The sequence below is a fragment of the Enterococcus sp. HMSC076E04 genome, assembly GCF_001814285.1.
In the GTDB taxonomy this organism is placed as follows: Bacteria; Bacillota; Bacilli; order Lactobacillales; family Enterococcaceae; genus Enterococcus_B; species Enterococcus_B lactis.
In genome coordinates, this window is the sequence record NZ_KV815559.1 from 76,968 (window position 1) to 92,294 (window position 15,327).

Annotated in this window: 11 protein-coding genes and 3 pseudogenes; 3 read left to right on the forward strand and 11 right to left on the reverse strand. The window is 37.1% G+C overall.

What is annotated here, in order from left to right; genetic code table 11:
• Window positions 1–79 precede the first annotated feature (79 nt).
• The 3 genes from HMPREF2961_RS00955 to HMPREF2961_RS00965 form a co-directional block, all read right to left on the reverse strand.
• Window positions 80–406 (reverse strand): nucleotide pyrophosphohydrolase, encoded by a 327-nt coding sequence (locus tag HMPREF2961_RS00955; RefSeq protein ID WP_002293844.1) that lies wholly within the window; start codon window positions 404–406, stop codon window positions 80–82.
• Window positions 407–528: 122 nt separating this feature from the next.
• Entirely contained in the window at window positions 529–756 is a 228-nt protein-coding gene (locus HMPREF2961_RS00960) for a winged helix-turn-helix transcriptional regulator (protein WP_002293846.1), read from the reverse strand.
• Window positions 757–1,077: 321 nt separating this feature from the next.
• Window positions 1,078–2,331: a GHKL domain-containing protein gene (locus HMPREF2961_RS00965; RefSeq protein WP_070703770.1), complete on the reverse strand. Its 1,254-nt coding sequence runs from the start codon at window positions 2,329–2,331 to the stop codon at window positions 1,078–1,080.
• A 60-nt stretch (window positions 2,332–2,391) separates the two neighbouring features.
• Between HMPREF2961_RS00965 and HMPREF2961_RS00970 the strand changes: the two genes are divergently transcribed.
• Window positions 2,392–3,132, forward strand: a complete 741-nt coding sequence (locus HMPREF2961_RS00970) for a LytR/AlgR family response regulator transcription factor (RefSeq protein ID WP_002291154.1) — start codon at window positions 2,392–2,394, stop codon at window positions 3,130–3,132.
• Window positions 3,133–3,217: 85 nt separating this feature from the next.
• Here the strand turns inward: HMPREF2961_RS00970 and HMPREF2961_RS00975 are convergent, their stop codons facing one another.
• The 3 genes and pseudogenes from HMPREF2961_RS00975 to HMPREF2961_RS00985 form a co-directional block, all read right to left on the reverse strand.
• Window positions 3,218–3,976 carry a WxL domain-containing protein gene (locus HMPREF2961_RS00975; RefSeq protein ID WP_070703772.1) on the reverse strand — a complete coding sequence of 253 codons (759 nt, stop codon included), beginning with the start codon at window positions 3,974–3,976 and terminating at the stop codon, window positions 3,218–3,220.
• Window positions 3,973–5,001 (reverse strand): WxLIP family cell surface protein, encoded by a 1,029-nt coding sequence (locus tag HMPREF2961_RS00980; RefSeq protein WP_070703774.1) that lies wholly within the window; start codon window positions 4,999–5,001, stop codon window positions 3,973–3,975. The genes HMPREF2961_RS00975 and HMPREF2961_RS00980 overlap by 4 nt, the downstream gene beginning before the upstream one ends.
• A 19-nt stretch (window positions 5,002–5,020) precedes the next feature.
• Window positions 5,021–8,188 (reverse strand): annotated as a pseudogene (locus HMPREF2961_RS00985) (Ig-like domain-containing protein).
• A 391-nt stretch (window positions 8,189–8,579) separates the two neighbouring features.
• On the opposite strand from HMPREF2961_RS00985, the gene HMPREF2961_RS00990 reads away from it, so the two are divergent.
• Complete coding sequence (locus HMPREF2961_RS00990) at window positions 8,580–9,797, forward strand: IS110 family RNA-guided transposase (protein WP_002314592.1); 1,218 nt, start codon at window positions 8,580–8,582, stop codon at window positions 9,795–9,797.
• A gap of 224 nt (window positions 9,798–10,021) precedes the next feature.
• On the opposite strand, the gene HMPREF2961_RS00995 is transcribed toward HMPREF2961_RS00990, so the two are convergent.
• From HMPREF2961_RS00995 to HMPREF2961_RS15055, 5 genes and pseudogenes are all read right to left on the reverse strand, one after another.
• A complete protein-coding gene (locus tag HMPREF2961_RS00995) occupies window positions 10,022–10,906 on the reverse strand; it encodes a diacylglycerol/lipid kinase family protein (protein ID WP_025477203.1) in 885 nt (294 codons plus the stop codon).
• Window positions 10,907–11,000: 94 nt separating this feature from the next.
• Entirely contained in the window at window positions 11,001–11,438 is a 438-nt protein-coding gene (locus tag HMPREF2961_RS01000) for a hypothetical protein (RefSeq protein ID WP_002314590.1), read from the reverse strand.
• Between the two features lie 225 nt (window positions 11,439–11,663).
• Window positions 11,664–12,575, reverse strand: coding sequence for a peptidylprolyl isomerase (locus tag HMPREF2961_RS01005; protein WP_002314589.1), 912 nt, complete (start codon window positions 12,573–12,575; stop codon window positions 11,664–11,666).
• Between the two features lie 377 nt (window positions 12,576–12,952).
• Window positions 12,953–13,591, reverse strand: a complete 639-nt coding sequence (locus HMPREF2961_RS01010; protein ID WP_070703776.1) for an ATP-binding cassette domain-containing protein — start codon at window positions 13,589–13,591, stop codon at window positions 12,953–12,955.
• Window positions 13,592–13,594: 3 nt separating this feature from the next.
• Window positions 13,595–14,401, reverse strand: a pseudogene (locus HMPREF2961_RS15055) (DUF1430 domain-containing protein); the annotation flags it as partial.
• Between HMPREF2961_RS15055 and HMPREF2961_RS01020 the strand changes: the two are divergent.
• Window positions 14,398–14,880 (forward strand): annotated as a pseudogene (locus HMPREF2961_RS01020) (DNA-binding protein); the annotation flags it as partial. The pseudogenes HMPREF2961_RS15055 and HMPREF2961_RS01020 sit on opposite strands and share 4 nt — an antisense overlap.
• Window positions 14,881–15,327: the final 447 nt, after the last annotated feature.

The following is a 15,327-nucleotide window of genomic DNA, read 5'->3' on the forward strand; positions in this document are numbered from 1 at the left end:
TTTTTTTTTCATTTTCTCTCCCTCCAGACTCATTTTACTGTTTTTCTTTTGCTCTTTCCAACAGCCGAATGACACATTTCTACAACTCTGTGTATTTTTTTCGTACACCTGCGCTTTTTTCTACAGGATATTTCAAATTATTTTTGATCAATTTTTCTTCAATGATCTCATCTAGATCCAGGTGAAGGTTGTCTGCCATCATGTATGAATAGATCAATACATCTGCCAGTTCTTCTTTGATTCGTTCTAATTGTGTTTCTTTTACTTCTTCCGGCGTTTTCCATTGAAAAAGTTCTAACAATTCAGATGCTTCCAAAGAAATAGAGATAGCCAAATCTTTTTCGTTATGAAATTGTCGCCAATTACGTTCATCTCTAAACTGGTTGACTTTTTCCATACTATTCATTTGCTTGCCTTCTTCCAATCATTTCTTACTTGATTAATCATACCATTTTTTTACATAAAAAATAGATGATGCTTTTAAAAAAACTCCTGTTTTCTTTTATTTAAAATAAATGTCATAGAAAATCAATAATTTAGGTAGCCACCATGTGTATGCAGTAGCGTGTCTTCTTCCCTTGAGGCTTTTTGTTTTTCGATACGTTCTTCTTCCCAAACAGACAACGCTACTAGAATCTCTCTTAATGATTTTCCTTCTTCGGTGAGCGAGTACTCTACTTTAGGCGGGACTTGGTTATAGGCTTTTCGATGGATACTTTCATCTTGTTCTAACTCTCTTAACTGCTGGGTCAGCATTTTTTTTGTGATCGTAGGGATTTTCTTGCTTCTCCACGCCTAAAATAAGCGATATTGCTCTTCCCTTTATCTGGTGTAAGCAAAGCAGTTAGCATTTTGACGATCGTGGGTTCCGCTTTTCACTTCTTATCTACTTAGTATCATGAAGTATACTTTCGTACTAATACTAAGTAGCGGAAGTGTCAACTACTTTGTTTAACTACATAGCAAAACAAACAGAAGGGTGACAACGGTCATCACGCTTCTGTTTCTTTTGAATATGCTGTGTTGTTGTCTCTATCTCCGTGTAGACTTTCCTCAAGCTTATCCTTTGACAGTAAGTCAGTAGGCTGATTTGCTCTTTCTAGATGCCAGATACATTTCTACAAAGAAACAGTGATTCTGCTTTGAAAAATCGATTTTTAGTTCTGCATTTTCGTAAACATCCAGCATTTTTTTCGCACTGTATAGACCTAACCCGCCATTTTTTTTAGAGGTTTTTCCTCTTTTGACCATCTCCGATAGCGTCAAATTCGTTGGATTTGCCTTGTTCGCTATACTAAAACGTAATCCCTCTTTTTCTTCCAGCAGATTGATCGTAATCGGACTCTGACCGGCTACACGATGATCGAATGCGTTAGAAATAAAAATAGATAAACAGCGAATAAAAACAACCAGATCAATCGGAATTGTTTTCACTTCGACAGGAATAACTACTTGGATCGGGATTTTCTCCGATTCTGCTTTTTCTAGAAATTTTAAAAAGACACCCCTGACAGCTGGGGATACAATATTTGTTAGCTGTTGTATTTGCGGTTTTTCAAAAATAGCTGCAGAATGATCTTCTAAGATTTCTAAAAATTCCAACGTTTCTTTTTTATTTTCTTGAAGAGTAATTTTTAATGAAAACAGTAGACTTTTATAATCATGTTTGAATTCCTCTAGATGATGGTAATATTCTTCATTTATTTGATACAGTTGAAGCGATTCCTGATGTTGTCTTTCTTTTACTTGGAAACTGATCAACATAATGGAAAAAAACAAAGAAAAAAAACTGATGACTATCGACAAAAGAGATAGAAGCAGATAATTAGATGAGCGGAAGTGAACACTTCCCAATACCAAGTAAATCACGCCCCAACTTAATAAAATACAAATACCTCCAAAATAGTGTTCAGTTGGATAAGTAAAAAGCAAGTTGAGAAATCTCGTCTGTTTGTCTATACTTTTTACTAATAGATAGAAAATAAATGCGATAAGTAGTGCAAAAAAACTTGCTGTTCCAAGATGTCTCTTTCCTAAATAATCCATCAGATCAAAAACCAGAAAAAAGCTGAGTCCAGTGATAGCAAAAAAAAGATTACTGATCAAACAGCTGATAAACAGGTTTTTCGTAGTAAAATAAAAAAGAAACATCAATAATAAGCCAACTAGGTAAGGAAAACTCACTTTAGGGATAGGAAGTAAAAGTGTCACCACCATCAAAGCTATACAACCAAAGCTGTTTTTTACTAGCAGTTGTTTCGAAAAGAATAAATAGATACCTAAATCTAAAATCAAAGTAAAGGTCAAATAAAGTGTCACTGTTGCGACCATCTTATTCCTCCATTGTTTTGTTTCAAAATGTACACATATTTTTTTGATAGGAGCCTGCATATGAAAAAGTATTTTATCATAGAAGATAACCAGTTTCACAGCGAATGGATCATCAAAGAATTGGTCAATCATCATATCGAGAATATCGTGCAGCTCACTTCTGTCTCTCAAATCAATCAGTTGATCCAGTTGGGCACTATTGATAATCACGATGTTTTCTTTATCGATATCGACTTGAAGCAATCACTCACAGGTATTGATGTCGCCGAACAAATACGTAAAAAAAATGCACATAGTAATATTGTTTTTTTCACCGCTTATACGAATTTTGCAGTAGAGATCATCAATCGGAAAATCCTTCCGATTGGATATATCAGAAAAGACAGGAATTTATCTGAACAAATTCGTCAAGTGCTAGAACAGATCAATTGGAAAGAACAGCAGATCGTAAATGTCGATAAAATCTTTATTGATCAAAAAGGTGGAAGTCTCGTCCTGTATCCTCGGGAAATTTTATATATTGAAAGTATCAAAGGTTTGAAAAACCAAGTTATGGTCAAAACAACTACAGAAGATAAATTAGTGAATACTTCTTTAAAACAATTGAAGACAGAGTTAGAAAAGTATGCTTACTTTTTACTTTTAAAATCTTACTGTATCAACTTATCGCAATTGCAGAAAATTGATTCTGCTCATTATGTGTTAGAATTTTTCAACGGTGACTCCTTACTCGTTGGTCGAAAGATCTTTGAAAAGACAAAGGAACGTTTCCATGACTTCCAAAAAACTGCTTCGAGTTGATGAATAAGAGCTGAGACGTAAGCATAGCAGATTTCAGGGAGTGGGCCTTGAATCGGCTCCACTCCCTGAAATCGTTGATATGATTTTACGCTTCCTCTTCTGTAGGAGCATCTGTTAACGACCATGTGAATGTTGAAACGTAGTTGTCTACAGCATAATTGGATACAGGAACAAATAATTCCACTGATTGTCTCCCTTGTTCCGCATTTTCCCCTAGTGAATAAATCCATGTGCCAATCCCTTCATTTGCCCCTACAGTTACTAGATCTACTGCCTGATCTGCTGGGATCTCGATTCCTTCAGCGCCAGTTCCAGAAATGGTAGATGGCGTTCCACTGCTATTAGTTGCGCTATTTCGAATCACAGCATTTTTGAATTTCACCTTTGATCCAGTTAGTTTATTCGTATCAGATGTTGTTCCAATAAATTCTGTTCGTTTGACTGATAGTTTCCAACCGGCATAATTTCCGCTTTTATCCGTTACTTGTACGAAATTCTGTACTTGTGTGGGTGCCCCAGTACTGTCCGTTCCGCTTTGTAATGCAGCATATACTGTTTTTGCTGTTCCTAATTTGATTGTTCCGAAATCAAGATCTGGAGCTTGGTCAATCGTCAGTAATCCGGATGTTCCCTGATTTGGTTCGTCAGGTGTAAACGGCGTATCGGGATCATTTGGATCAACAGGAGGAACCGGAACGACGTCTTCAGGATTTGCGGCATCTGGTTTTGTTACAGAAATCGTTCCTTCTGTAGTGGCTGAGCTCTTATTCTCAGCAAAAACACTTTGTGTATATAATAATAGACTTCCAGCTAGAACGGTACTTAATGCAATTGTTTTTTTCATTTCTTTTTCCTTCTTTCTTTTAAAATAAATAATCCAGCAAATAAGCCAATAAGAATGACTCCAACAAGTATCAGCCATCGCCAGTCAAATGTTTCTGGCTGATTTTTTAAATCAATATCCTTTTCATTCAATTGGTCCGCTGCATCATCAGTTATTTCAAAATCAGTATGAAGATTCCAGCGTTTTTCTTTCCAAGCACCCTTCACAACCGCTTGATAATGTCCCGGAGCTAATTTTTTTCCTTCTAATGGGACAAGTAAATCAAAATTTGTATTGGGTGCTACATCTATTTTTTCTTTTTTTATTGAAAGGTAAGGTTCTTTTGAGTCTTTTTTGTAGATTTCAACCGATGTAGTCAAGCTGAACATATAAGAAGCATTTGGATTTTGAAGATTCACCTTAATCACATTTCTTCCATCGCTTTGATCCGCATAAGCTTTTTTTAATTTCAAATCTGGGGAAGACTCTTTTTCGCTATTTCGAATCAAGATCGCTTTCACTTGAGAAAACTGATTGACGACACCAACTGTACTTTTGTTAGAAACGTTCTCTTTTTTTTCTTGAAACGTGATCCCTCCTGCGACCACACCAGCCAGCTCTTTTTCTGGAGCTTTCAGTGAAAGTGTCTCAGTGACCGCACTTTGAGGAGGAACAGTTATTTCTCCCACTGTTTTTGCTAAGTTTTTCATATCATAACTTAATGTTTCATCTAATTTACTTTTTGATTCTCCATATTCGATCACACCGTTTGAATTCGTCGTAGCAGAGTGGATCAATGTCTCAACTGTTACTGGTTTATCTGTTCGGTTAAAGACCGTGTAGGGGATTTCCTGTGTTTTTCCAGGCTCCATCCTTACATTTATATATGTTTTGTCCTTATTGATCTGATTAGCCGGCAATTCAAAATCTACCGCAAAATTGAATTCGGAGGCATGGACAGGTGTCTGCCAAAGGATGAATCCAAGGAGAAGGATCAGAAGTAAAGAGCAGTTGTTTCGATGACTTTTATTCCATATTCGATTCATCAATCATCCTCCTTGATCTTTATTCTGTCGGCGCATCTGCTAATGTCCATGTCATCTCTGCTGAGTAATCACCAGCTATCTGATTTTCTTTAGTTAAGACAAGTTTAAACGCCCGACCGTTATTTAAATATTCTGAATAATCTGCTTGCGCATTCGTAGAATTTTGTCCTTCGACAATTTCCAGTTCTTCTTCATTCACTAATTGATACTCTTCGCCTTTCTTGAAATAAAGGACATCCTGCATAGAAAATCCTGAATCGTTTGTAAAGGGCTGAGATAGTTTTATTGTTAAGATCCATGGACTTTTTGTTTCTCGTTGGTCATAAATCCATAATTTTTCCTGCGCATCCATTTGGCCAAATGCTTCTTGCGTCAACCCAGTTGCTTTGATCTGTCCAAAATCGAGTTTGGAAGGGGCAAGAAATGAGAGACCACCTTCTACTACAATCTTCGCAGCAGGCGCAAAAGGCGGAGCATCATGATAAACAACTGGCGTATCACTTGGATTGTGATTCCCGATTTCATCGTTGGTACTTGGCTTGTTCTGCACACCCTTAGCAGCAGCTTCTCCTGCTTGGTCGTTTAATACGATTTCTAATATATCTCCTGCAAAAAGCTGATTTTCTGGGATAGAAAGAACAAATTTACCTGTATCATCAATAGTGGTTTCTGACAAAACAGCTTGATTTTTTTTCAATGAAACTAAGGATCCTGCTTCGCCTGTACCTGTGATTGAGCGAGAAGCTGCATTGATCAATGTGGTACTTAATTTAGCAGGCTCAGGAGGAATGACATCGACTGTCGTTTTGGCAGAGTCCAGTTCTGTCACTTCTTGGCCGCTTCTTACTTTTTTAGCAGCAACAACTTGCACTTGATCCTCCGTTTTTAATCTCTCATCATTGGGTACTTGAACTTCGAACAAGCCGCCTTGTTCGCCTTCTCCCCATGGGTTATATCCTGCCCCTTCATTTTCATCTGTTTGTCCTTGCGTGAGAGCAGTAATTTCTACAGGTGATTTCGTCGTATCTGCGTAAGTAATACGTAAAGTCACTTCTACTTCGCCTGTCCAAGCATCTCTTGGCTTTGCCTAGACACCTTCGGGAACAACGACATGCCCATAGATTTTTTTATCTGCATTCGTTGGCACTCTTAAGGATTCAGTCATCGGGAGCTGATTATTGGCACTGATTCGATTATAATTTTTCATTCCGGCACCTGTCTGAGCAAATTCATTTGTTAAACCTGCACTAGGGCTTGATACGAAATTGCCTAAGTCGGTCCCATTGATCGATAAGTCTGTCATATCAGAAAAATAATCCGGGTCTTTTTCAAAGTTATCGAATGTTGCGCCTGTTTTTCGCCATAAAGCGATTTCTGAATGGGCGATCTTTAAAGAAGAATCTCCATTTCCTTGGAATACCCAGCCGCCTATGCCATTGGTCTCGCTTCCAATCCGTTTGTTTTGGAAATCAAAATAGGTAGGAGATTCTAAGTCCACATTCAACACATCCCCACTGATGATGCCGGTCTTATCTTCCCCTGTTTTCCCGACCATGACTAAATAAGTTTTTTCACCTGCCGTAAAATTTAAATCAATATCTCCAGTTGTATCTACAGTTGCTCCGGAATCTGCGCGTATATCGATATTTGATTTTTCTCCAGTGACTGTAAAATCAGCTGAACCTGGACTTTCTAGAAAACCAGAAGCGTCATAAAATTGGATCGCTTGATTTCCTTGATTGAGTCTGTTCACGTAAGATTTGCCATCACCTGCATTTCTTACCCTCAATGAGCCTCCATTGGTTACTGTCAGCTTTTGCGTACCGTTCTCAAAACGAACTGCGCTGGAACGCCCACTCTGCTTATCGATGTCGATAACTGATCCGGCTCCTTCTACGATCAAAGAAAGGCCTTTTCCTACAAAAAGCATCCCATTGTTCCCGGGTTGATCGTCATCTCCAGCCATTTTGACCGAGATTTGTCCACCACTTGATACATGGATTTGACTAGAATCTCCTTGCAAGCGAAATCCGCACGTAGTTGCTGTATTGATGGTGATTTTCCCACCATTCGATACAGTGACTTTCGATCCTGAACCTCTCATTTGGATGATTCCGCGATTGTTGTCATTGGTAATATTGATCTTTGTATTTACCGAAAATTCGCTTCCCGAACCACTGACTTCAAACATGACATTACCAGGTAGCGTATCGACTGCCTCTCCTTCATCAATAACGCCATCTGCCCGATCATAATCAAGAGAGACCTTTGAACCGCTTAAGATATGGATTCCTGGCGCTGTTTTTCCACTACCAGTCTCATCTCCTGAATCTAGAAAACCGTAGAATTTCCCTAGATACGGTCCATAAAGTTGACTACCATTGATCACATTCAATTGATAGCTTCTACAAAAATAGGCTTTACCCGGAGCAGCATTAAGTCCTTCCTTCACTGGTTGGACATCCAACACACCGGAAACACCATCTAATGTGACAGTTGCACGAGGAGCGTAAATCAGTCCTAATTTGGACCCATCATACAAATCAAGTGTCCCGGTAAATTTTATTTCTCCCGTAAAATGATATCTGCTTCCCCAAAAATCGGTCATATAAGCAATGATAATGGCATTTCCATCGATATTTGGTGTCAATCCACCTGGATGTGCAGCTGTTCCTTTAAAATTCTGGAACTCGATCGACTGAGGTATCTCATTGATATAAATATGGTGTGTGCCGAAATTGTGAGCGAATCCACCAAAATCAATAACGATATCTCGTTTGATCTCTAATTCCCTGTCTAAAGTCAAAGGCTGAGTCAGTCGGATCTTAGTTACTGATTCGTCTGCGAGAAGCTGCGCCAGTTCTTCTGTTGTGGCAGCTTCGCTGTACCCATCCGATGAAACAGCTCTTGCCAGTGCCGCTTCACTGCTATCAGACGTTTGTTCAGCTACTTCTGAGGTCTCACTTGTCTTATTTTCTTCTTGCCTTTTATTAGTAGAAGCCTCACTTTGAGATTCTGTAGTTTCAGAAGTAATCGATTCTTCTGAAAAAGTAGTCTTGTCAAAACTTTGATTCTCTGATTGCGTTGATTCGTTTGTTTTCTCTACATCGGCAAAAACGGATGTCACCATCAAGAGAGGGAAGACAAACAAAATCGACGCAATCAGCTTTTTTACACATTGATTCATTCTCCACCATCCTCTCTGACGTTTTGACAATTTTATTTTATCGTTTTAATCTATTTCCAATTGTACTTTCATATTTAAAATATGTATTTTTATGGAAAAATTTTTCTATTAGGTGTAAATTTCTTTTTTGTACAAAAACATACTAAGATTAGAGGAGAACATCATTGACGAATGATGTTCTCCTCTATTTTCTATTTTTAGATTATAGTGAAGAGTGAAAGAAAGTTCGAACAAAGCCTTGAGGACTACGAGTCCCTATCAAAAACCGAACTTCTTTACTGTCATTTTAGAATCAGGTTTACGTATGTTGGGGCCATGAGCCCGTGTATAGGAAATTGGAATCGAAATGAAGCAGTAAAGTTCTTTCAAAACTTAAAAAGGAGGAAAACAAATGCCTTACATTCTTGCATTAGATGTTTCAATGGGACACAGCTACAGTGTCCTATACAAAGACGACACCTGCTTATTTGAAGACGAGATCGAACACACTCAAAAAGGATTTCATGCATTACTCGAAGAGATCCAGCACTTGCCTGAACGTCCATTGATTGTTTTTGAAGCAACGGGGATTTATTCCAGACCAGTCGAAAAGTTCTTTCAAGATCATCACTTTTCTTACTGTTTGTTAAACCCGTTAGAAGCGAAAAAACAGATGGAAGAAAGCACTTTACGCAGTTGGAAAACAGATAAATCGGATGCCCATCGGCTCGCACAGACTCATCTTAAAAATCAACGTCAACCAAAAGAAGTACAAAGCAATTTTTACTTAGAGATGCGCGATTTAGCCCGTTTTTATCAAGAAATTGAGAAGAAAATCACTCGTCTGCGCATGGATTTACACAACTGCCTTCAGTTGACTTTTCCAGAGCTTGAACAGTTCTTTTCAAACAGGCTGACCCCTTACGCATTGACATTGATCCGTCTTTTTCCCCATCCAGATTTTGTATTGGCATCTACTCGGACAAAAATAAAAAATAAACTGATCAACGAAACACGGAAAAAAATCTCCGCGAATCGTGCCGAGCAAAAGGCAGATCAAATCATCCACTATGCACAGTGTGCCTATCCAGCTGTTGAAAAAGACAGTATCCACTGTCAAAAAACGATTTATTACGCCGAACTTCTCCAAGATTTACTCGAACAAAAAGAAGCACTGGCGACACAAATGATCAAAAAAGCCGAAGGCTCTCCTTGCTTTTTGTTGTACAAAACATTCCCTGGGATCGGCGCACTCACAGCCGCTTTATTGCTCGGTGAATTAGGAGATATCACACGATTTAAAACCCATAAACAATTGAATGCCTTTGTCGGAATCGACATCCGACGGTATCATTCAGGTAAGTATACTGGCCAAGACCGCATCAATAAGCGTGGTAATCCCAAAGCACGGAAAATTATTTTCTTCACCATTCGAAATATGATTCGCCAGCAACGCGCAGCTCCTAATCATATTGTCGATTATTACTACAAATTAAAAAAGCAACCTATCCCTAAGAAAGATAAGGTTGCCACAGTTGCTTGTATGAACAAGCTTCTGAAATGTATGCACGCTATGGTTAGGGCACATACAGAGTACGACTATGCGTACGCGGTCTCAGTGGACCATTAACTAAACCACTTACAGTATACCACTTCTTTGCCCAGATCGAAAATTTTTTACGAACGGGGCTTTATTTGGTGTGCCTTGATTTTGTCGCTTTCGTTTATGAGCTATTTTTCTTACACCTTTTACTTGACTAATCATAGAAAAAGGCTGTGACAAAAGTCTTGTCACAGTCCCTTATCCCGAACAAGCGGTGTTCTACCGCCAACTCCTCGGTCACAACCTCCATTTTACCAATAAACCTGTAAATGTGAGGGCAATACTTTGATTGTCACAGGTAATTTATCCCCTTCATCTCCATCAACATTCGTCGTCAATTCTTCCTCATCAGCTAATGACACAACTAATTGCTCACAAGTAAGGTAGGCTAGATTTTTCGTTGATTCATCTACTCCTTTTAATAGGTCTGGCAATGTTTTAAGCGTATCGATCAAAGAAGAATCTTTTAAATAAACTAAATGGAGCTTACCATCATCCACTTTTGCATTTGGAAGCAATGTCTCAAATCCGCCAACTGAGTTAGTTAGTCCTATCAGTAGGGTACTACTCTCAATTTCTTCCTTCTTTCCATCAACTTCTACGTGAAATGAGTAGGATTGTGTGGAAGCTAACTGTTTGATTCCTGACATGAAATAAGCTAATTTACCAAATTTCGTCTTCTTCTCCGCATCTACATCATTGATTGCTTCAGGAATAGAGCCAATTGCAACGACATTCATAAAATAGTCATCATTTATTTTTCCAATATCCAATGGTTTGACTGATTCAATCGAAAAATGATTGATCGCTTCCTCAGGTTCTAGCGGTATCCCTAATGCTCGAGCCAAGTCATTCACCGTACCTAATGGGAAAAAGCCGAAATTTGGCCGATGGTCTTGTTCAGCGATTCCACTGATTCCTTCGTTAACTGTTCCGTCTCCGCCCATGACAAATACACTATGATACCCTTCCACAGCCGCCTCGCGAGTAAAGTTTTTTGCATCCCCTACTTTTTTTGTATGCAAGACGACCACTTCATCAAACACCGATTCCAATTTTGCTATCGCTAATTGCTCAAATTCCTTTGCTTGTTCACCGCCTGAACTGGGGTTTACCACTAATAAAACTTTTTTCATCACTTTCTTTCCCTTCTCATTGATTTCTTTAATATAACGATAGCATAAAGAAAAAAATTAGGCTGTGATGAAGTACTGTTCATAAAACATTCATTTATTTTTTGACAAAATAAAACAGCCATACTATGAAACTGAAGAAACTTAAAACAATGATATAGGAAATAAAAGAAAATGATAGGCGTTGTATACCTAATAAAGTAAAAATCTTAGGTGGCAGATAAAAACACAAAAATAGCAAGAGAATGTAATAGCGTTTCTTCCACTTTTTGTTATCAGACCTTATAGCGATCAGAGGAATACCAAATGCATAACTGAAAAACTCTTGATGTACTGTTAATATGTCACGACCTTGAATAATAAATGCGACAATCCCCGCTATAATTAGTGTGCCTAACACCAAAACGGAAAATTGATGAATATATTTTATATACAAATGATCCATTGTACTTCCTGCCTTTTTATTTGTGAGAAAAACAAATCCGTATACGTGAATAACTTCTAGAAATAAAAGAAATTTGCAAAACCACTCCATTTATCTACTTCTACGTACATTTTTTGACATCGTTTTCTTTATTTAAAATTATATAGAGAAATATCTAGGATGGCTATCTTGGATTCCAACTAAAACAAAGAATTGTTTAAATAAAAAGAACTAAATCAAGTAGTAATGAAACTACTGTTGATTTAGTTCTAATAAAAAGATTTAGATGAACGGTTTTATTGATTTAAATAGTTCATACTTTTTTATTTATTCCGCTTATTTACTACTTGCTGTACTGGAATCTGAAGTGAATGTACTCAAAACATTTTCAAAGTCTTTGTCTTTGACTTTCACATTAGCGTCTTTCAATACTTCTCCGATTACCTTATTTCTAAAGGTACTGTCATTCAATTTCGTTTCAGTCGCGATTTCTTTCAATTCTTTTTTGTATTTATCCATGTCGTTGCCTTTGTTTTGGTTTTTCACCATTTTGACCACGTAGTATTCTGTCGCGTAAGTTGAGGTATTAGTAGAAGTGATCACATCAGAAACTTGACCGTCTTTCAACTTGAAAGCTGCTTCTTTGACTTCTGTTGGAACCGTTGTAGTAGTGGAATCAAATTTTACTTTTCCGCCATCTTCTTTTGTCGTAGTATCAGTTGACTTGTCTTTAGCTAATTTAGAGAAATCGTCTCCCTTATCAGCAGCTTTCTTCACATCTTTTGCATCGTTTTCACTTGCTACTTGGATGATTTGAGCTTCTACTTCTGGATGGAAAGTTTTCCAAGCCGTTTTTAAATCTTCATCAGTCAATTTGATATGCTTCTTTAGACCTTCTTGGAAGGCTAATCTTTGTTTGATACTGTCTTTGAATGTTTCTTTTGTTAAGCCAGCTGTCTTCAATTGTGAATCAAATGAATCACCCAATTGTTTCTTTGTTTGATCATATTGAGAATCGACTTCTTTAGTTGATACGTCATCTCCGTATTTGTCTTCAAATACTTGATAAACGATCAACTGTTGCACAGTGGAATCTGCTCCTTGCATTTTTTTCAAGCTATCCATTACTTCTTGTTCGCTGATTGTGCCGCCTTTATAACTAACGGCTGTTTTTTCACCAGCATTCGTACAGCCTGACAATAAACCAGCGCCTAGTACGATGGCAAGTGCTAAAAATCTTTTCTTCATTTATTTGTTCTCCTACTTTCGTTTTTTGCGAATTGCTAAAAACAAAGGTGCTCAAGATGAGAAACATCTAGAACACCTCTACTAATCTGCTTGATACGGCCTGAATAGATAGAAGTCTATACCATCCAGAAAGTTCGCTCAGCAGAATAAATGTCAAGTAGCATATCACACCTTAATATACTACTTCTTTTGTTATCGTTTTTCAAGTCTATCTTGCGTTATGCTTTTGGCAAAACTGTGAATCCTTAGAACAAGTGCTATCATTTTTGTTCTTTCTTTACCGCTGTTGTCATCTTAAAAATAGACTCTTTTATGTCCGATTTTTTAGACATTTTTTTGTTGTTTTTAATGAAAAAGGTTGATTTTTCATTTGTTTCCTAAAGCATGATCTTCTTGTTTCCTATTTTGGTCAGATACGGATCATGCGTGACCACGATAACTAACGTACCTTGGGAAGCCTGTTGCGATAAGATTTCAACGACTTGCTCCTTATGTCGTTTATCTAATGATCCAGTTGGTTCATCGGCTAAAATGATTTTGCTATTCTTCAATAAGACTCTCGCACAGGCGATTCTTTGCTTCTCACCACCAGATAATGTGTAGATAGGCTTACTTAGCTTCTTGTTTATATTTACTATTTTCAATGCCTCATACTTTGCTGTTCGCTTATCTGAAACATTTAAATTCGAAAACTTCAATCCAATATCTAAATTAAAATCAATCGTTTCATATTCAATCAACCCAAAATCTTGAAAAAGAAAAGATATGATATTTCTTTTTATCAAGCGCTTCTCTCTTCCAGTTAATTGTTTCGTCTCTTGATCGAACAAATAGAATTGTCCTGAACTGAACCGATTATTCAATCCTAATGTATTCAATAACGTACTTTTACCTGCTCTACTTTCTCCAACAACAGTCACAAGATCTCCAGCATCCGCAGTGAAACGATCCAAATGAAGAATCGTTTTGTTTCGAATGATTTTTTTCGCACCTTTTATCACTATCAACGGATCCAATTGTTAACCTCCATTCATCAACAATAACTGACTTTTCTTTTCTGTAGACAAAATAAAAACAACTGAAAGAATAGAACCAATGAAACTAAAGAAAAAAATATTAAAAAGATATTTAGGCTCTCTTTCTATAAGAAAAAGGAAGATTACACTTGTCGTCCCCCATTTGATGAGGTTCATCATGAAGAAATCTTTATACGTTTCAAAGAGCGAATAACCACTTGAACGAAAGATAGCGATTTTCCGACAATTGTAGACAAAATATATGCATAACATGACATAGCTCAACAAGAAGAAAGAAAAGAAAGTGCGTAAAAATATCTGTATCAAGTAATGAAATGATCTGCTTAACACTTTGACAGCTATCTCTTCAGTCTGAGTATACGGAAATGATAACTGCAAGTTATCACGTAACTGACTTTCTTCAATCAGCTCAAATAACCTTTCTTTCGACAAAGAGCCTATCTTGATCTTTAACGGCGGATAGATTTCTCCGCTGAGAATATTCCTTTCCCAATACGTACTGTTTTTCAATGTCAGTATTTCAACAACTGGATAATGTTCGATCCATGGGATAGAAGGAATAAATGTATAAATGGGTTGACTGTTTTTTATAAATAGAATTTTTGGTTCTTTTTCACTGATTTCTTGATAATATTCTGTTATTTGCGCTAGGTCATTTTTTAAATCTGTATATCTATATCGTTCAGGGATCAATATAACAGGGTGTGTTTCTTCTTCGGTTATTTGGATCAATCTTCCAGAGACATCAACCAAAGGAAATTTCTTAAGATAATTTAGATTTATTTTTATCCTCAGCTACCGAATCAATAGAACCAACATTGCCAGACGAACCTCTTGTTATCAAGAAATCTTATTCATCAAAACAACCCTTCTCACTCAAAAAGACACTATCTTTCTTTCTGCTCGTCTTTTGTTTGGTCTATCTTTTTCTTATCAATTATCAATACAAAAATGAAACGATTGATCGATTCAATCCTTTTTTGAAACCACAAATCGGCTATACCACACTCCCTGTAGGATACGTGGATAATTCCATCGAACATTGGGTATGTAATGATATCTTTGGCCATGGTACATGGCTGTCTTTTCACGCTGGAGAGGTAGAAAAAGAGAAAAACCATGCTGTAATCAAACACAAAGGAAAACACGTCATGAACGTTCGCCTGCTCACTTGGGAAGCCATTCCCTCAGATTACCAAGAAATCCTCAGCCAAGACTATGACGACGCCTTAAAAAGAAGCCCTCAGGAGCCGATAGGCATTAAGTAGGAGATGAACGTAGAGATAGAACAATGCACATGATCTTATCAAAAAAACAAGGGTACAAATTAATTGAAAAAGCTTTGAGATGAAAGTTCCTAAATAAAAAAGTTCAGAATGATAGGTAAAAAAATGACTGACTATTCTAGTATTAGGCTATTTGTATTATTCTTCTGTTATTTTTCTATCAAAAAATCCAGAAATAACTAAATATAGGTATTTCTGGCTTATAGTATAATATTTACGCCACAGCCTCCCAATGATTCTTTTTGGAATCATAATCAAGGACGAACATACACAAAAATATTTTGCCCATTCGATCCGAATAGATTAACGACTAATCTAGTAAGTAATATAGATTGGTACGTGGTCAAACCAGCAAATGGAAAAGTTATTTAAGCAATTAATTTTTTCTGTTTAAACTATGAAGTTAAGTTCATTGATTAATTTTCTGAA

Coding starts and splice junctions, on each gene's coding strand:
- HMPREF2961_RS00995 (WP_025477203.1), bottom strand. CDS start 10,906: ATGAAAAAAGTTTTATTAGTGGTAAACCCCAGTTCAGGCGGTGAACAA.
- HMPREF2961_RS00970 (WP_002291154.1), top strand. CDS start 2,392: ATGAAAAAGTATTTTATCATAGAAGATAACCAGTTTCACAGCGAATGG.
- HMPREF2961_RS00990 (WP_002314592.1), top strand. CDS start 8,580: ATGCCTTACATTCTTGCATTAGATGTTTCAATGGGACACAGCTACAGT.
- HMPREF2961_RS00980 (WP_070703774.1), bottom strand. CDS start 5,001: ATGAATCGAATATGGAATAAAAGTCATCGAAACAACTGCTCTTTACTT.
- HMPREF2961_RS00960 (WP_002293846.1), bottom strand. CDS start 756: ATGCTGACCCAGCAGTTAAGAGAGTTAGAACAAGATGAAAGTATCCAT.
- HMPREF2961_RS01005 (WP_002314589.1), bottom strand. CDS start 12,575: ATGAAGAAAAGATTTTTAGCACTTGCCATCGTACTAGGCGCTGGTTTA.
- HMPREF2961_RS00955 (WP_002293844.1), bottom strand. CDS start 406: ATGAATAGTATGGAAAAAGTCAACCAGTTTAGAGATGAACGTAATTGG.
- HMPREF2961_RS01000 (WP_002314590.1), bottom strand. CDS start 11,438: ATGGAGTGGTTTTGCAAATTTCTTTTATTTCTAGAAGTTATTCACGTA.
- HMPREF2961_RS00965 (WP_070703770.1), bottom strand. CDS start 2,331: ATGGTCGCAACAGTGACACTTTATTTGACCTTTACTTTGATTTTAGAT.
- HMPREF2961_RS00975 (WP_070703772.1), bottom strand. CDS start 3,976: ATGAAAAAAACAATTGCATTAAGTACCGTTCTAGCTGGAAGTCTATTA.